16 protein-coding genes and 1 pseudogene are annotated in these 16,015 nt (G+C 34.9%); 9 read left to right on the forward strand and 8 right to left on the reverse strand.

The window, feature by feature from the left end; genetic code table 11:
• Positions 1-40: 40 nt before the first annotated feature.
• Positions 41-283 carry an AbrB/MazE/SpoVT family DNA-binding domain-containing protein gene (locus CALHY_RS12410; RefSeq protein ID WP_011917919.1) on the forward strand — a complete coding sequence of 81 codons (243 nt, stop codon included), beginning with the start codon at positions 41-43 and terminating at the stop codon, positions 281-283.
• Positions 284-344: 61 nt separating this feature from the next.
• Here CALHY_RS12410 and rsmI read toward each other — a convergent pair whose 3' ends face one another.
• A complete protein-coding gene (gene rsmI, locus CALHY_RS12415; RefSeq protein WP_013404287.1) occupies positions 345-1,202 on the reverse strand; it encodes a 16S rRNA (cytidine(1402)-2'-O)-methyltransferase in 858 nt (285 codons plus the stop codon).
• Positions 1,199-1,921, reverse strand: coding sequence for a tRNA1(Val) (adenine(37)-N6)-methyltransferase (locus CALHY_RS12420; RefSeq protein WP_013404288.1), 723 nt, complete (start codon positions 1,919-1,921; stop codon positions 1,199-1,201). Before CALHY_RS12420 ends, rsmI begins: the two co-directional genes overlap by 4 nt.
• A gap of 158 nt (positions 1,922-2,079) precedes the next feature.
• Here CALHY_RS12420 and CALHY_RS12425 point away from each other — a divergent pair, with 158 nt between their 5' ends.
• The gene (locus tag CALHY_RS12425) at positions 2,080-2,466 is read left to right on the forward strand and encodes a response regulator (protein WP_013404289.1); all 387 of its coding nucleotides are present in this window, start codon (positions 2,080-2,082) and stop codon (positions 2,464-2,466) included.
• A gap of 29 nt (positions 2,467-2,495) precedes the next feature.
• On the opposite strand, the gene CALHY_RS12430 is transcribed toward CALHY_RS12425, so the two are convergent.
• The 3 genes and pseudogenes from CALHY_RS12430 to CALHY_RS14130 all read right to left on the reverse strand — a co-directional run.
• Entirely contained in the window at positions 2,496-3,560 is a 1,065-nt protein-coding gene (locus tag CALHY_RS12430; protein ID WP_013404290.1) for a YeiH family protein, read from the reverse strand.
• 133 nt (positions 3,561-3,693) lie between these two features.
• The gene (serA, locus tag CALHY_RS12435) at positions 3,694-5,289 is read right to left on the reverse strand and encodes a phosphoglycerate dehydrogenase (RefSeq protein WP_013404291.1); all 1,596 of its coding nucleotides are present in this window, start codon (positions 5,287-5,289) and stop codon (positions 3,694-3,696) included.
• A gap of 47 nt (positions 5,290-5,336) precedes the next feature.
• Positions 5,337-5,505: pseudogene (locus CALHY_RS14130) on the reverse strand (aminotransferase class V-fold PLP-dependent enzyme); the annotation flags it as partial.
• 186 nt (positions 5,506-5,691) lie between these two features.
• Between CALHY_RS14130 and CALHY_RS12440 the strand changes: the two are divergent.
• Positions 5,692-6,591, forward strand: coding sequence for a LysR family transcriptional regulator (locus CALHY_RS12440; protein WP_013404292.1), 900 nt, complete (start codon positions 5,692-5,694; stop codon positions 6,589-6,591).
• A gap of 69 nt (positions 6,592-6,660) precedes the next feature.
• On the opposite strand, the gene hydG is transcribed toward CALHY_RS12440, so the two are convergent.
• From hydG to CALHY_RS12455, 3 genes are all read right to left on the reverse strand, one after another.
• Entirely contained in the window at positions 6,661-8,094 is a 1,434-nt protein-coding gene (gene hydG / locus CALHY_RS12445; RefSeq protein ID WP_013404293.1) for a [FeFe] hydrogenase H-cluster radical SAM maturase HydG, read from the reverse strand.
• A gap of 21 nt (positions 8,095-8,115) precedes the next feature.
• A complete protein-coding gene (locus CALHY_RS12450) occupies positions 8,116-8,361 on the reverse strand; it encodes a TM1266 family iron-only hydrogenase system putative regulator (protein WP_013404294.1) in 246 nt (81 codons plus the stop codon).
• 209 nt (positions 8,362-8,570) lie between these two features.
• Positions 8,571-9,644: an FAD-binding protein gene (locus CALHY_RS12455; RefSeq protein WP_013404295.1), complete on the reverse strand. Its 1,074-nt coding sequence runs from the start codon at positions 9,642-9,644 to the stop codon at positions 8,571-8,573.
• A gap of 222 nt (positions 9,645-9,866) precedes the next feature.
• Between CALHY_RS12455 and CALHY_RS12460 the strand changes: the two genes are divergently transcribed.
• The 6 genes from CALHY_RS12460 (at position 9,867) to CALHY_RS12485 (ending at position 15,999) form a co-directional block, all read left to right on the forward strand.
• Positions 9,867-10,964, forward strand: a complete 1,098-nt coding sequence (locus CALHY_RS12460; RefSeq protein ID WP_013404296.1) for a glycosyltransferase — start codon at positions 9,867-9,869, stop codon at positions 10,962-10,964.
• A gap of 2 nt (positions 10,965-10,966) precedes the next feature.
• Complete coding sequence (locus tag CALHY_RS12465) at positions 10,967-11,593, forward strand: glycerol-3-phosphate acyltransferase (protein ID WP_013404297.1); 627 nt, start codon at positions 10,967-10,969, stop codon at positions 11,591-11,593.
• 180 nt (positions 11,594-11,773) lie between these two features.
• A complete protein-coding gene (locus CALHY_RS12470) occupies positions 11,774-13,447 on the forward strand; it encodes a glycoside hydrolase family 13 protein (protein ID WP_013404298.1) in 1,674 nt (557 codons plus the stop codon).
• 174 nt (positions 13,448-13,621) lie between these two features.
• Positions 13,622-14,032 (forward strand): Fur family transcriptional regulator, encoded by a 411-nt coding sequence (locus tag CALHY_RS12475; protein WP_013404299.1) that lies wholly within the window; start codon positions 13,622-13,624, stop codon positions 14,030-14,032.
• A 24-nt stretch (positions 14,033-14,056) separates the two neighbouring features.
• Positions 14,057-14,593 (forward strand): rubrerythrin, encoded by a 537-nt coding sequence (rbr, locus tag CALHY_RS12480; protein WP_013404300.1) that lies wholly within the window; start codon positions 14,057-14,059, stop codon positions 14,591-14,593.
• Between the two features lie 167 nt (positions 14,594-14,760).
• The gene (locus tag CALHY_RS12485) at positions 14,761-15,999 is read left to right on the forward strand and encodes a DNA methyltransferase (RefSeq protein WP_013404301.1); all 1,239 of its coding nucleotides are present in this window, start codon (positions 14,761-14,763) and stop codon (positions 15,997-15,999) included.
• Positions 16,000-16,015 lie beyond the last annotated feature (16 nt).

Consider the following 16,015-nt stretch of genomic DNA (forward strand, 5'->3'; position numbering starts at 1 on the left):
AGAAAAATGTCGAAATTTGTTGAAAGGAGGAAGATTTGAAATGAAATCAACAGGTGTTGTTAGAAAGGTTGACGAGCTTGGCAGAATAGTTCTTCCTATCGAGCTTAGAAGAACACTTGACATTGCTGAGAAGGATGCTCTTGAAATCTTCGTTGATGGCGACAAGATAATCCTCAGAAAGTATGAACCAGCTTGCATCTTCTGCGGCAATGCAAAGGATGTTATCTACTACAAGGGTAAAAATATCTGCAAAGACTGCATGGAAGAACTCAAAAAGAGCTAATTCTTAGAAAAAAAATCTGCAAAGTTTAAAGAATAGAGGGCAGAAGAAAACTTTCTGTCCTCTATTCTTTTTCATGTAACTTTTCACTTTCAAGCATGATTTTGTATACCTTGTTTTTAGGAATACTTAGCTCATCTGCAACCATCTTTGCTGCCTCTTTTTTGGAAAATCCTTGCAAAAGCTTTTCTCTGAGCCTTTCTCTTATAAGCTCAACATCATCTTCTTGTGCTTTTTCTTTAGCATCTTCATAACCTCTCACAACAAGCACATATTCACCCTTGGGAGGATTTTGTTTAAAAAACTCTATCGCTTTTGAAAGATTTGTGAGCATGACACTCTCATGCACTTTTGTTATCTCTTTGACAATACTTATCTCTCTTTCTTCTCCAAAAATTTCAGCCATCTGGCAAAGCGTATCTAAAAGTTTGTGGGGAGCTTCATAAAATATGAGGGTCCGCTTTTCATACTTTAAACTTTCAAGCTTTTCCCTTTTGGCTCTTTTATTTTTGGGTAAAAACCCTTCAAACACAAAACTGTAGGTGTTCTGCCCAGAAAGTACCAAAGCACAAACAAAAGCAGAAGGTCCTGGCACAACTGTAACTTCTATCCCCTCTTCTATACACCTTCTGACAAGCTCATAACCTGGGTCTGAAATAAGAGGCATTCCTGCATCAGATACAAGTGCAATCTTTTTTCCGCTTTTGAGTTCATTTAAAAGCATTTGCTCTTTTTCTTTGGGACTGAATTCATGAAAAGAAACAAGTTTCTTTTTTATCCCAAAATGGTTCAAAAGCTTTATGGTGACCCGTGTATCTTCACATGCAATAAAGTCTACTAAATTCAAAGTGTCTATGGCACGTTTTGACATGTCATCTAAATTTCCAATTGGTGTTCCAACAATAAAAAGTTTTCCGCTCATTTTGTTTCATCCTCACTACCATTTTGCGTCTCAAGGTAATATTCCATTTCATCTATAAATAGCGGTTTGTCAACCACCAATGAACACTGTTTACCTTTTTTGGCCTCTATCAGCACAAGTGAAGACTCTTTTTCCTTGTTCTGGTGAACAAAACGTATAAGGCTTGGTTCTAATCTGTAAAGTCTCAAATAATAAAGCGCATCTGTTAGCCTGTCACTTCTGTATACCATGTAGAATCGCCCACCAAACTTTAAAATCTGCATTGCAGATCGAATGACATCTTCAATTGTACACATAATTTCATGTCTTGCAATGGCTTTTTTGATATTGGGATTTATTGTACCACTGTTTACTTTTCTGTAAGGCGGATTTGTAAATACTACATTTGCAAACTCAGAACCAAAAATTTTGAGAGCATCCTTTAAATCAGCATTTATCACTTCAATCTTATCCTGAAGATTATTGATATTTCTGTTCATTATAGCAAGGTCGCAAACCTCTTTTTGAATCTCCATCGCATAAAGCTTTTTGAACTTTTTACCTTTTGCCCACAGCAAAATGGGGATTATCAGATTCCCTGTGCCAAATTCAACCACAATGTCATTTTTCTTAAGCTGTATAAAATCGCTCAAAACCACAGCATCTGTACCATACAGGAAAAAATCTGTATCTTGATATATACAGTAGTTCCCTATCTTTAAATTTTCCTTCCTGAGCATACTTATACCTCTTTGCCTGCAAAATTGCTAATATGACAAAGTTATTATTCAGATGAAAAAATTTTATTCAATTAGTGTTGTTTTTTTTAGTAAAAGCATTATAATATATTATAGTGTCCTTGAAAATATTTGACAATCTCAAAAAGAGGAGATTTGTTATGAAGGTTTGTATTGTAGATGACGCCCAGTTTATAAGGCACATTTTGAAAGACATCTTCACTTCGCTTGGACACCAGGTTGTTGCAGAGTTTTCTTCAGCATCGCAACTCATAGAGGAAATAGAAGACATCAAGCCAGAAATTATAACCCTTGATATAACCATGCCTGATATTGACGGGCTTACTGCAACCCGCATTATCAAAAACATATTGCCAGAAGCACACATTATTATAATCTCTGCTATCTCTCAGCCAGACATTGAAAAAGAAGCTAAAAAATGTGGTGCTTTTGAATTTATAAGAAAGCCGTTTTCAAAGCTTGCGATTGAGCATGTTTTAAAACAAATTGAAGAAGAGCAAAATAGCAAAAATGGGGCTGTGCGTTAGCCCCATTTAGTGTTTTAAGTTTTCAAATCCTATGTCACCAATTTTACTACTACACCGCTTATTATAGAAATGAAGAGAGAAGATATTGCTCCCAATAAAAACGCCCTTGCACCTATACTTTTCATTGATTTGAACGAAATATCAAGACCCAAGCCTGCCATTGCAGCAGTCAGAATCAAATTATCAAATGTCACAAGTCCTTTTAGAATAGGAGCAGGTATTTTAAAAATTGTATTTATGAGAATCATCAAGAAGAACAAAACGGCAAACCAAGGTATTGTAACCTTTTTCTCTTGTTTTGTCTCAGAGTTATTTTTATCATTAGCTGAGTTTAATGGAATAAAACTAAGAATAAGAGTCACCGGTATTATGAATAATACTCTTATCATCTTCACAGTTGTAGCCATTTCCTCAAACTTACCAGCTGCAATAGTGCTTGCTGCTGCTACTTGAGCTACCTCATGTATAGAAATTCCTGTCCAAAGAGCATAAAATTGGTCAGGCATATGAAAAAGTGTATACAAGATAGGATAACCAAACATATAAATTGTACCAAATAGTGCTATAGCCCCAATAGAAAAAGCAACATCCTCTTCTTCTGCCTGTATAACAGCGTCAACTGCTGCAATTGCTGAAGCACCACAGATTGAAACACCACTTCCCACTAAGAGTGCTCTTTTTATAGGAACCTTTATCGTCTTGCCAATCCAAATGGTAAAAACGAGAGTTAAAGTAGAACAAAAAAGTATAACAACTATAGCATCCCATCCAATATTCAAAACCTCATTTATGCTTAGCTTAAAACCAAGGAATATTATGGCAAGTTTTAAAATCTTTTTTGAACTAAATTTGATACCCTTTTGTGTATTTGTCGGCAGATTTATTGTGTTTTTGATAATCATTCCTATGATAATAGCAATTAACAGTGAACTCAATGGTATGATTTTAGAAAATAAAGTAGTCGATTGAAGTAATATAGATCCTATTGTCACTATGCTCACAAGCGCTAAACCTGGTATGTGTTCGATTACTTCTTTGAATGCTTCTTTATTATTGCTTCTTCTGTTGTTGCTGTGATCATTTGTGCTTCTCATATCTTTTCTCCTTTCTTTTGCAATTCTTCTCAATAAGCATATTTTTGCATTATCTATATGCAATTGCATATGGATCGAAGTGGTAAAAAATGACACTAAGACATTTTAAAATATTCTTAACAGTCATATTAAATTATAGTTTTGCCATGGTAACTCTCAAGATTCCATCTGTATTCTTTAGCTTCTCAATCGCCTCATTTGGAACAATACCATCAACTTCACATACCATAACAGCTTTCTCACCTTTTTTATTTCTTGAAACTTGCATCTGAGCAATATTTATATCATACTCTCCGACAATTGTACCAATCTTTCCTATCATGCCCGGCTTGTCAATATTCTGGATAAGTAGCATATACTTTTCAGGCTTGAAGTCTACTTTATACCCAAAGAAATCTATGATTCTTCCTTCATTGTTGTAAACTGTGCCAGATAGTTCTAATGTTTTCTCTTCGGTTGTAAACCTTGCTGTTATCATATTTTTAAACTTTCCGCTTTCTTGCTTTCTACTTTCGATAACCTCAATGCCTTGTTCTTGAGCCAAAACCTGAGCATTGACATAATTAACTGTATCTTGAACAGAAAATTCTAAGTAAGCTTTAAGCAATGCTCGGGTAAGCCATGTAGTCATTTTAGGGTCAATCTCACCACTGTAAATTATTTCAATCTTGTTCGCAAATGTCCTTTCAGCCTGTATATAAATCTTACCTATTGCTTCAGCTAATTCAAGGTGTGGAAGAATCTCATCTACTTTTTCCTTCTCGAAGGCAGGTAGGTTAACAGCATTCTTAGCTATTCCGCCCTTCAAAACAGCAACTACCTCTTTCGCAATAGATACAGCAATATTAACCTGGGCTTCTTGGGTAGACGCTCCTAAATGAGGCGTTATCACAACATTGTCAAGTTCCAACAAAGGGTTATAGTAATCTTGTTTTTCAATTTCAAAATTGGGTTCTCTTTCCATAACATCTAATGCCGCTGCTGCTACTATTCCTTCTTTAATAGCATTATACAAATCTTTTTCGTTGATAACTCCACCGCGTGCGCAGTTTACTATTCTTACACCTCTTTTCATTTTTTTAAATTCTTTTTCTGAAATTAAGTTGTAAGTCTCCGCAGTTTTTGGAGTATGAATTGTTATCAGGTCAGCTTCTCTAAGAAGTGTCTCAAAATCTACCTTCTCAACACCAAACTTTCTAAACTTCTCCTCAGATACATATGGATCATATGCAATTACTCTCATCCCACAAGCCTTAAGTCTTTCAGCAACTAGTGCACCAATCTTACCAAAACCTATTATGCCAGCTGTCTTTTCATATAATTCTACACCTTTAAATCTATTTCTTCGAAAATCCCCTTGTTTGCACGCCATATAAGCTTGAGGTATGTTTCTAAATATGCTAAATATCAAACCAATTGTCAACTCAGCAGCTGCCATGATATTACCATCTGGTGCATTCACAACAATTATCCCTTGCTTTGTAGCTGCTTCAACATCCACATTGTCAATACCTACCCCAGCTCTCGCAATCACCTTCAAATTCTTTCCTCTTTTTATCATCTGCTCATCAACTTTTGTTGCACTTCTAACTATTAGAGCATCATAATTTTCTATGATTTCAAGCAATTCTTCATATGAAATCCCAACCCTCACATTAACTTCGAACCCTTCATTTTTCAAAAGTTCTATCCCTTCAGGGGCAATTCTCTCTGATACAATAACCTTCATAATTTTCTATTACACCTCCTTGCCAATTTCTCGTAATGCTGCGTTTATGCCTTTTCGGATACTGAGACAAATGTAAGACCTGCTGGGAACATTAAAGCCTTCTGTGAGCCACTTACGACAACATCTATTCCCATTTCATCAGTTTTCAAATTCTATTGCCCCAAGTGAACTCACAGTATCAGCAAGCAATATCTTTTCTTTATCCCTAAGATACCTACAATATTATGGCAAGTTTCAAAATCTTTTTTTGGATTATCTTATATTATTACTTTTATCGCTGCTATGAGCATTTGTGCTTCTCATGTCTTCCCTCTTAAAAGTATACTCTTGCATTATCTCAATGTAAAATATTAAAATAAAATAAATTTGATATGTAATTACATATGGATTGAAGTGGTAAAAATGACGCTAAGACATTTGAAAATATTCTTAACAGTCTGTGAGAAAGGTAGTATGACAGCTGCAGCAAAAAAGTTACACATGACCCAACCTCCTGTTAGTCAAGCTATCTCTGAACTTGAAGAATATTATGGTGTAAAGCTATTTGAACGCTTTGGGCGAAAAATTCATCTTACAAAAGAGGGCGAAAAGCTTTATTCATATGCCTCACACATATTAGCCTTAGTTGATGAAGCTAAAAAACAGTTATCAGATTTTTCTCAAAATGGTATCTTAAGAGTAGGTACAAGCATGACAATTGGAACTGCTATTTTGCCGTTGATTATAAGAGATTTTTTGCGTTACCACGATAAGGCCCATATTCATCCAGTAATTAACAATACCGCAACAATAATCAAAATGCTTGAATCTGCCAAGTTAGATATGGGTATTGTTGAAGGAACTGTGAACAATGATGATATTATAAAAATTCCTATTTACGATGATGAACTTGTTTTGATATGCCCCTCTGATCATCAATTTGCTCAAAAAAGGATAATTGAACCAAGCGAGCTTGAAAATCAATATTTTGTTATTCGTGAAGAAGGAAGTGGAACACGTGAAGTATTTGAAGCTGTTATGAACGAGCGCAACATAAAATGGAATATAGCAGGAATATTTAACAGCGCTGAAGCCATTATAAATGCTGTTCATTGTGGTTTAGGACTTTCGTTTATATCTCAACTTTTTGTGAGAGAGGCTATAAAAAATAAAAAAGTAGTAGCAGTAAAAGTTTACGGGCTAAAAATCAATCGTAAATTTAATATAGTTTATCATAAGAATAAATTCATTTCTAACACAATGGATAAGTTTTTGAGGCATTGTCAGGAATACTTTAAAGAAAACAAATTTTTGAGCTTTTAAATCAAAAAAGAGGGGCTTGTTGAAAATCCCCTCTTTTCTCTTCAAATTTCCAGATAATGTGATATTTTTTTAAAAGTATAAATCCCTCACACCATTTTTTATCATCTCTAACCTCTTTTCAGTCTCTTTTCTCATTCTTTCATCTTTTATCTGATTTAAGCTCTCATAAATCAACCTTCTTCCAACCTCTTTTGTTTTCTCAGAACCATAGTCCTCTAAGTATTCCATAAATGTCAAAAGCGCATTTGGTGTGCAAAAGTCCTGAATATCACCTGTTTTTGCATACTGCATAAACAAATCCCCAGTTCTTCCTTTTCTGTAGCAAGCTGTACAATAGCTTGGAATATAACCTGCCTCACAAAGAGTTCTTATGACCTCATCAGGACTTCTTTTATCTTCTACTTCAAACTGTGCAAGATCTTCATCTAAATCACCCGTGGATTTTCCTTCATATTCAAGTGTGTAGCCACCAACACCTGTGCAGGACCCAGCGCTGATTTGCGATATCCCAAGGTCAATTACCTCTTCTCTAAAACCTGGTCTTTCACGGGTAGATAAAATCATGCCAGTGTAGGGCACGGCAAGTCGAATTATTGCAACAATCTTTTTGAACTCATCGTCAGAGACTAAGTAGGGATACCTTTCTTTTGTCACCTCAACACCCTCGGCAGGTCTAATCCTTGGCACAGAAATTGTATGTGGTCCTACTCCAAATCTTTCCTCAAGATGCTTTGCATGCAAGATTAGCCCAACAACCTCAAATTTATAGTCATAAAGCCCAAAGAGCACTCCAAGCCCAACATCATCAATTCCACCTTGCATTGCTCTGTCCATTGCCATCGTATGCCAGTCGTAATCTGATTTTGGACCTTCGGGGTGCATGTATTCATAGGTTGGTCTGTGGTATGTTTCCTGAAAAAGTACATATGTTCCTATTTTTGCTTCTTTTAGCATTCTGTATTCTTCAATAGTGGTTGCAGCGATGTTGACGTTCACCCTTCTTATGTTTCCTTTTTCTTTATATACCGAATATATTGTTTTTATGCTATCTATGACATATTCGATTGGAGCTTCTTTTGGATCTTCACCAAGCTCAAGAGCAATTCTTTTGTGCCCAAGAGATTCAATTATTTCAACCTCTTTTCGTATCTCATCCATCGTAAGTTTTCTTCTTTTCATCTTAGTATTTGACCTGTGATAACCACAGTAGCGGCAGTTGTTTACACAAAAGTTGCTGATGTAAAGAGGTGCAAAAAGCACAATCCTCTTGCCATAGATTCTTTCCTTTACCTGCCTTGCAGCCTTAAATAGCTTTTCCAAAAGACCTTTGTCCTCTATATAAAGAAGGGTTGCAACCTCATGAGGCTCAAGTCCATTTAGCTGCAAAGCTTTTTCAATTATTTCTTCCGCTCTATCAACATTTTTGTTTCCCTCTTCAAGGATATCATAAACCATCTGGTCATTTATAAACTCAGCTCTTTCCCACTCATCTTTTCTAAACATCTCAAAATCACACTCCATTTTTTATTTAGTAAGAGCACTTTTTACCTTAACACCGCTTAAAGCACCAAGCTTTCCTGTGAGCGCACCAATCTCATCAGTTGTCCCATCAACTATGAGCGAAATCACACAAAGCCCTCTTTCTTTATATGGTATACCCATTCTTCCAACAATAATATCACCATAATCACTTAGGATTTTGTTGAGCTTATCTGACACCTCTTTCCTGTTCTCAACCACAATTCCAATAACGCCAATTCGCCTTTCCAATCCACTTCACCGTTCCCTTTTTTAGATAAAATAAATCCACCTCTCCTGACTTTTTTTAACCTTTTTAGCCAAAAGAGGTGGATGCAAGCCTTTTTCTCGCTTTCCCCAATCCACTTCCCCTCCTTATCAGGCCATTTTGCCCTCTAAGTCAGGAGCAAATATTTTGTTTGTTAATATTATAACATACTTTTTGAGATTTTGAAAGTATTCTAATAGAAATACTTTTCTATATCCATACTTAAAAGCCCTGTTTTCATCACCAATCTCCTTAAAACAGGATTGTACATTACGACTGACTTTATATTCTTAAACAGTATACTTTTCTTAAGCGTTTTTACATTCTCTTTGTAACGTTTATCATATCCATCTATGCCACTCTCAAGTGCTTTTGCAAGAGCCAAAGCACTCTTAAAAGCAAAACTCAACCCTTCAGCAGAACTTGGACTAATAAAGCCTGCAGCTTCTCCAATTAATGCTATTTTGTCGTTCCCTGTTATAATATGTCTTACTGATGTAGGACGGAATATATAAGCACTACATCTTTTTGTCATTTTCTCAATTTTAAATCCATATATTTTTAACTTTTCCTTTAAAAGTTCAAATTTTTTTAAAGCATCTTTATTAGGCATTAATGCTGTTCCTATTAGTAAATGATTCTCTTTTGGAATTGTCCATGAATAAAAATCTGTTATTTCTCTATCAAATATTGCTCCATAATAGTCTAAATTAAAACTGGTTTCAAACCACTCTTGAATAACAATATATAATTTGGGACTGAGAAAGTTATTAAAATTTTGTCTTCTCACTTTAGAAAAAGCTCCATCTGCACCAACCAGTAACTTGCACTGCTCTTTATATTCTTTACCATTCCAACTGAATTTAACTTTTATATTTTTGTTCCCAACTATCTCCAAAGATTTATAAATTGAATTTGTAAGAACATCAACCTGTGAAGGAATACTTCTAATTAACCACTTATCAAATTCCTCTCTATCAATATTTATGTAATGCCTCTGATAATACCTCTCTATCGAGTTATCAAAATCAATAGCTCTTACAGCAAACAATTGAGGAGTTTGCAAAACTTCTTTTGGAACACCCAAGCCAAACTTTGCAAGCATCAACTGTGCGTCAGGCGCAATAAGACCTCCACAGCACTTTGTCCTAATATCCGATTTTTCAAAAGACCTTTTCTCCAAAAGTAAAATATTATAGTTTCTGCTGAGCAACCTTGCCAAAGTGGAACCTGCAGGCCCTCCACCCACAATGATTATATCATACATAAAGTTCACCTTCTTATCTTGATTTTATACTGTCCAAACAACTAACAAAGTTTTCTTTTGTCTTATATTATCTCTATAGTACATCAAAAATTCAAGTATTACTTGAATTTAGCAAAAATTTTTTGAATATATGTTGCATTCAAATAATAGCACAAATGATGTATAATATAGTAAATATAATTGGCTAACATTCTGCATTTTCAAAAAGGAGCTGATTTTTTTATGATACTTTTTGCTCTTTTCATTCTGGGTATAGCTTCAGGATTTCTTCTTTTCTCAAAAATTTTTCTTACAGACACTAAAGGCGATTTTTTTGAATTCAATCAAAAGATTTCTGTTATAATCCCTGCTCGAAATGAAGAGAAGAACTTGCCTCACCTTCTTAAAAGCCTTTCAAATCAAACAATAGTTCCTGATGAAATAATAGTGGTAGATGATTTTTCTGAAGATGGGACTAGCAAAATCGCTGAAAAATTTGGTGTGAAGCTAATTAAAAATCCACCTTTGCCTCCAGGCTGGACAGGTAAAAATTGGGCTCTTTGGAATGGGTATTTAAACTCAACAGGTGATATACTGATATTTTTAGATGCTGATGTGAGATTATCCAAAGATGGTATAGAAAGAATTGTAAAGACACTCTTTTCAACAAATGGTGCAATTTCGGTTATACCATATCATACAACACAGCAGCTTTATGAAAAATTATGTTTAATTGTAAATATCCTTGGTGTATTTGCGTTTATGTCACCTTATGAAAGAAAGAGCAGGAGCAAAGGAATGTATGGTTCATGTATAGCAGTTTTTAGAAAAGACTACGAAAAGGTTGGCGGGCACAAACGTATATGCAACAGAGTAACAGACGATTTGAGCCTTGGCAAGCTTTTTTGCGAAAATGGCATTAGAGTTGAAAATTTTTTAGGATGCGGTGCTGTTGCGTTTAGAATGTACCCAAATGGAATGAAAAGCCAGCTTGAAGGAATTGCAAAAAGTGCAGCCTTAAGCATGCAGCTTTTAAATACAAAAACAGTCATTTTAATCGCCCTGTGGACTTTTGGACTTGTCTTAACAGGTTTCTTAACACCCATTTTGCTGTACACTCATCATCCTTTAGCAACTAAATTTTTAATAGGCTATATTCTTTATGTTATTCAGATATTATACCTCCAAATATATATAGGTAATTTTGGCATTGTACTTCCTATACTGTACTTTATTCCTACTGCGTATTTTTTACTAATGATTTTGTACTCTTTTTATCAAGTAAAGTTTATTAGAAGTGTCTACTGGAAAGGAAGACAAATTAAAGTAGGGGGTAAATAAAAATGCTTGCTGCAATCACTCTTTTGGAATTTTTCTGTGGGTCGCTGATGTTCTCCTACTGGCTTGGAAAGCTTGTTAAAAAGGATATAACAGCGGTTGGCGACGGAAATCCAGGAGCTTTTAACCTAATTCAGGCAGCTGGAGTTAAAATTGGACTTTTGGGAGTATTCCTCGATTTTGCAAAAGGTTATTTTCCTCTTGTTTATTTTGTTGAAAAGGGATACCTGCCAAAGTCATATATTATCCCTGCTGCAATTGCACCCATCTTGGGCCATGCATTTTCACCTTTTTTGAGATTTAAAGGAGGAAAATCCATTGCAACTACATTTGGAGTGTGGAGTGCTACAACTCGTTTTAGGGTTTCTCTCTTCTATGCGGTAGTACTTGCCCTGCTCTTTTTAATAGCGAAAAAGCTAAAGCATGGTGGCCGTACAACAACTGAAGAGGATGCTTTTATGGTAGTACTTGGTTTTACAATTGTGGGAGCATATCTCTATTTGAATAACTTTTCGGTCTATCTTTTGGCTTTGTGGTTTTTAAACCTAATTATAATGATATATAAAAACAAGGAAAAACTTGCTACTTTTTATATTTCACTTATTGATAAGCAACATGAGATAAAAAAGTAATTCATCTCCATCTTACAGAAGATGGAGCCTTCTTGCTTAATTTTTGATAAATTTTTTTCCTCAAAAGAATAGTTTAGTATCTTTTGTCTTGAAAATGTTTTGTATAGCAAGTAATACCTACTGTTTTTGTAAAATTTATGTTATACTATGATATACCACATTTTATTGAAAGGAGCAGGGATGGACTTGCACAAAAAGTGGTGGAAGGAAGCTGTTGTATATCAAATCTACCCAAGAAGCTTTTATGACTCAAACGGTGATGGAATTGGAGATTTGTCAGGAATAATAGAAAAACTTGATTATCTTCAAGAGCTTGGAGTAGACGTCATTTGGCTAAATCCCATCTACAAATCTCCAAACGCAGACAATGGTTATGACATCAGCGATTACTATGACATCATGGATGAGTTTGGTACAATGGAAGATTTTGATAGGCTCTTGAATGAAGCCCACAAAAGAGGAATTAAAATTGTAATGGACCTTGTAGTGAACCACACATCTGATGAACACAAATGGTTTCAAGAGTCCAGAAAATCAAAAGACAGTCCTTACAGAGATTTTTATTTCTGGCGGCCTGGCAAAAATGGAGGGCCTCCTAATAACTGGACATCCTTTTTCAGCGGCCCTGCTTGGGAATACGATGAGCTGACAGGAGAATATTATCTTCACCTTTTTGCTGTAAAGCAGCCAGACCTCAATTGGGACAATCCAAAAGTCAGACAAGAAATTTACAAAATGATGAAGTGGTGGCTTGACAAAGGCATAGATGGGTTTAGAATGGATGTAATAAACCTCATTTCAAAAGTTGAAGGACTGCCAGATGACCCAGATGAAAATCAAGGAGGTTTGATTGGTTTTAAATACTATGCCAACGGTCCAAGGGTGCATGAATATCTTCAGGAAATGAACAGAGAAGTGCTTTCTAAATACGACATCATGACAGTGGGAGAGACTCCATTTGTAACTCCTGAGATTGCAAAGCTGTATGTAGAGTATGACAGAAACGAACTGAACATGGTTTTCCATTTTGAGCACATGGATATGGACTGTAGCGGCAGCAAGTGGAATATAAAACCCTGGAAACTGACTGATTTGAAAAAGATAATGTACAAGTGGTATTTGGCTTTAAAAGACAAGGGCTGGAATTCACTTTACCTTAACAACCATGACCAGCCAAGGATGGTCTCACGCTTTGGAAACGACAAAGAGTATAGGGTTGAGTCTGCAAAGCTTTTGGCAACCCTGCTTCACACATGGCAGGGAACTCCTTATATTTACCAGGGCGAAGAGATTGGTATGACAAACTGCAAGTTTGAAAGTATTGATGAGTTCAGAGACATTGAAACACTCAACTGGTACAAAGAGATGAAAAAACTTGGAAAATCAGACGAAGAGCTTTTAGAAATTTTAAACAAAAGAAGCAGAGACCATGCACGAACACCAATGCAGTGGGATGATTCTGAAAACGCAGGATTTACAAAAGGCACCCCATGGATAAAGGTAAATCCAAATTATAAGGAAATAAATGTTAAAAAAGCTTTAGAAGATAAAAATTCGGTGTTTTACTACTATAAGAAATTGATTGAACTTAGAAAAAAACATCCTGTCATTGTATATGGTGATGTACAAATGCTTTATGAGGACGATGAAAAGATCTTTGCATATACAAGAAACTATGAAGATGAAAGGCTTCTTGTTGTCATGAACTTTTCTGAAGCAGAAAGTGAGTTTTTAGCACCAAAAGAAATATTCACTCAAAAACCTGAACTTTTGATAAGTAACTATGAAGTAGATGATAACATTCAAGAAAAAATTGTTTTAAAACCATATGAAGCAAGGGTATATAAAATATAAAAGGGCGACTTTAAAAGGAGGGCTGTTTGAAAAGGTAAAAGAAGCTTCAAACCACAGCCCTCTTTACTTTTTATAAAAAATTTTCTTGACAAATTTCAATATTGAAAATATAATAAAATTGTAATAAGTACAATCTAAAATTAAATCTACAAGGGGGAAGTAAAAATTTCTGATTTGGCCTTTTTAAAAAGCAAGCTATTACAAAAGGGAATAAAACCATCGCTGATAAGGCTTAAAGTTTACGAATACTTGGTAAACCACAAAACTCATCCAACAGTAGATGAGATTTACAGCAGCTTAGTCCTTGAGATTCCTACACTTTCAAAAACGTCTGTGTACAACACTTTAAGTTTATTTGTAGAAAAAGGACTTGCGCAGATAATTACAATTGAAGAAAATATTGCACGCTTTGATGCAGATACATCAGTGCATGGTCATTTTCAGTGCAAAAGCTGTGGCAAAATTTATGACTTTTCAGTAAAACCAGATTCTATTCAATCTTCTCTTTCTTCTGAATTTATTGTTGATGAGATTTATGTCTACTATAAGGGCATCTGCCCTTATTGTAAAAATAAAAATAACTAAGTTGTTGGGAGGTTGAGTTTTGAAATGAAAGATTTGAAAGGAACACAGACAGAAAAGAACTTATGGGCAGCATTTGCTGGTGAGTCTCAGGCAAGAAACAAATATACTTACTTTGCATCACAGGCAAGAAAAGAAGGGTATGAGCAGATTGCAGCAATCTTTGAAGAGACAGCTGAAAATGAAAAGGAACATGCAAAGCTATTTTTCAAGTTCTTAAACGGAATTGGTAACACTCAAGAAAACCTCAAAGCTGCTGCAGAAGGCGAACATTACGAATGGGCTGAAATGTACAAAGAGTTTGCAAGGGTTGCAAGAGAAGAAGGATTTGAAGAGATAGCTATTGCTTTTGAGTTTGTTGCGAAGGTTGAGGAAAAACATGAAGAAAGATACAGAAAACTCCTTGAAAATGTTGAAAACGGCAAGGTATTTGTAAAAGATGATGTTGTCGTTTGGAAGTGCAGAAACTGCGGCTATGTGCATGTTGGCAAAGAAGCTCCAAAGGTATGTCCAACCTGCAAACATCCACAGTCATTTTTTGAGATTAGAGCTGAGAATTATTAATTTCAAATTTATAAAGAAAGACGTAAGGCTGCTACCAATGTTTTTCAATGTGTAGCAGCCTTAATTTTTTGCAGTAAAACAGCTTAAATGATTGATTATTTAGTGTTATAATAGGTTGTGAAAAAAAGAATGTTCATAGCTGAAAAGGGAAAGGAGCTTACAAAAAAATGAATTGGGGAAAAATAATTATAGGAGATAGCAGAAATATGTCTGAAATAGATAATGAAACAATTGATTTGATAATAACATCACCGCCTTATTGGCATTTAAAAGACTACGGTGTAGCTAACCAAATAGGATATGGTCAAACACTTCATGAGTACTTAAAAGATTTGTATCGGGTATGGCAAGAATGTTTTAGAGTTCTTAAAGAAGGGCGCCGTTTGTGTATTAATATTGGTGACCAATTTGCACGCTCTATAGTTTATGGCAGATATAAAATAATTCCATTACACTCTGAGATAATTGCTCAATGTGAAGATATAGGATTTGATTATATGGGAGCAATAATTTGGCAGAAAAAAACCACTATGAATACAAGTGGTGGAGCAAATGTTATGGGTTCTTACCCATATCCACCAAATGGCATGATAGAAATCGATTATGAATTTATACTTATATTCAAAAAGCCTGGAAAATCCCCAAAGGTGTCTCCTGAAATTAAAGAAAAATCAATCTTGACAAAGGAAGAGTGGAAAGAATACTTTAGTGGGCACTGGTACTTCAAAGGTGAAAAACAAACTGAACACGAAGCCATGTTCCCTGATGAACTTCCATATAGATTAATTAAAATGTTTTCATTTGTTGGAGACACAGTATTGGATCCATTCTTAGGTAGCGGAACAACCTTAAAAGTTGCCTTAGAACTTGAAAGAAATGGAATAGGGTATGAAATCAATCCAGATTTTTTAGAAGTAATAAATAAAAAGTTAAATACAATTAATAACTCGTTCCTTTATAAGATTGAGACTATTAAAAAAGAAATCGAAACTCCTGAGATAAAAGCTGTAAAATATGAACCACGTATCAAAGATGCATCACCTATAATAGATCCTAAGATAATTGAACCGAAAAAAAATCAATATTTTAAAGTTTCCGAAATAGTTTCTGCTGATACAGTTAAACTTAACAGTGGTCTAGAAGTAAAACTATTAGGTGTAAAAATAAAAAAAGAAAAAGAAAAGGAAGCTGTAGAATACTTAAAAAATTATGTGTTAAATAAAGAAGTTTTTTTGCGCTACGATAGTAACTCTACTGTAAAAAACAATAATGTAAATGCTTATTTGTACCTTAAAAACAAAATCTTTATCAATGCTTACTTAATAAAAAGTGGACTTGCTTTAGCCGATAAAGATAGTTTCTACACTTACAAAAATAAATTTGAAAAATTAGAGAGGATTGATTAACAATGGCAAAAGAATA

Origin of the sequence: Caldicellulosiruptor hydrothermalis 108, from assembly GCF_000166355.1 — a bacterium.
GTDB classification, from domain to species: domain Bacteria; phylum Bacillota; class Thermoanaerobacteria; order Caldicellulosiruptorales; family Caldicellulosiruptoraceae; genus Caldicellulosiruptor; species Caldicellulosiruptor hydrothermalis.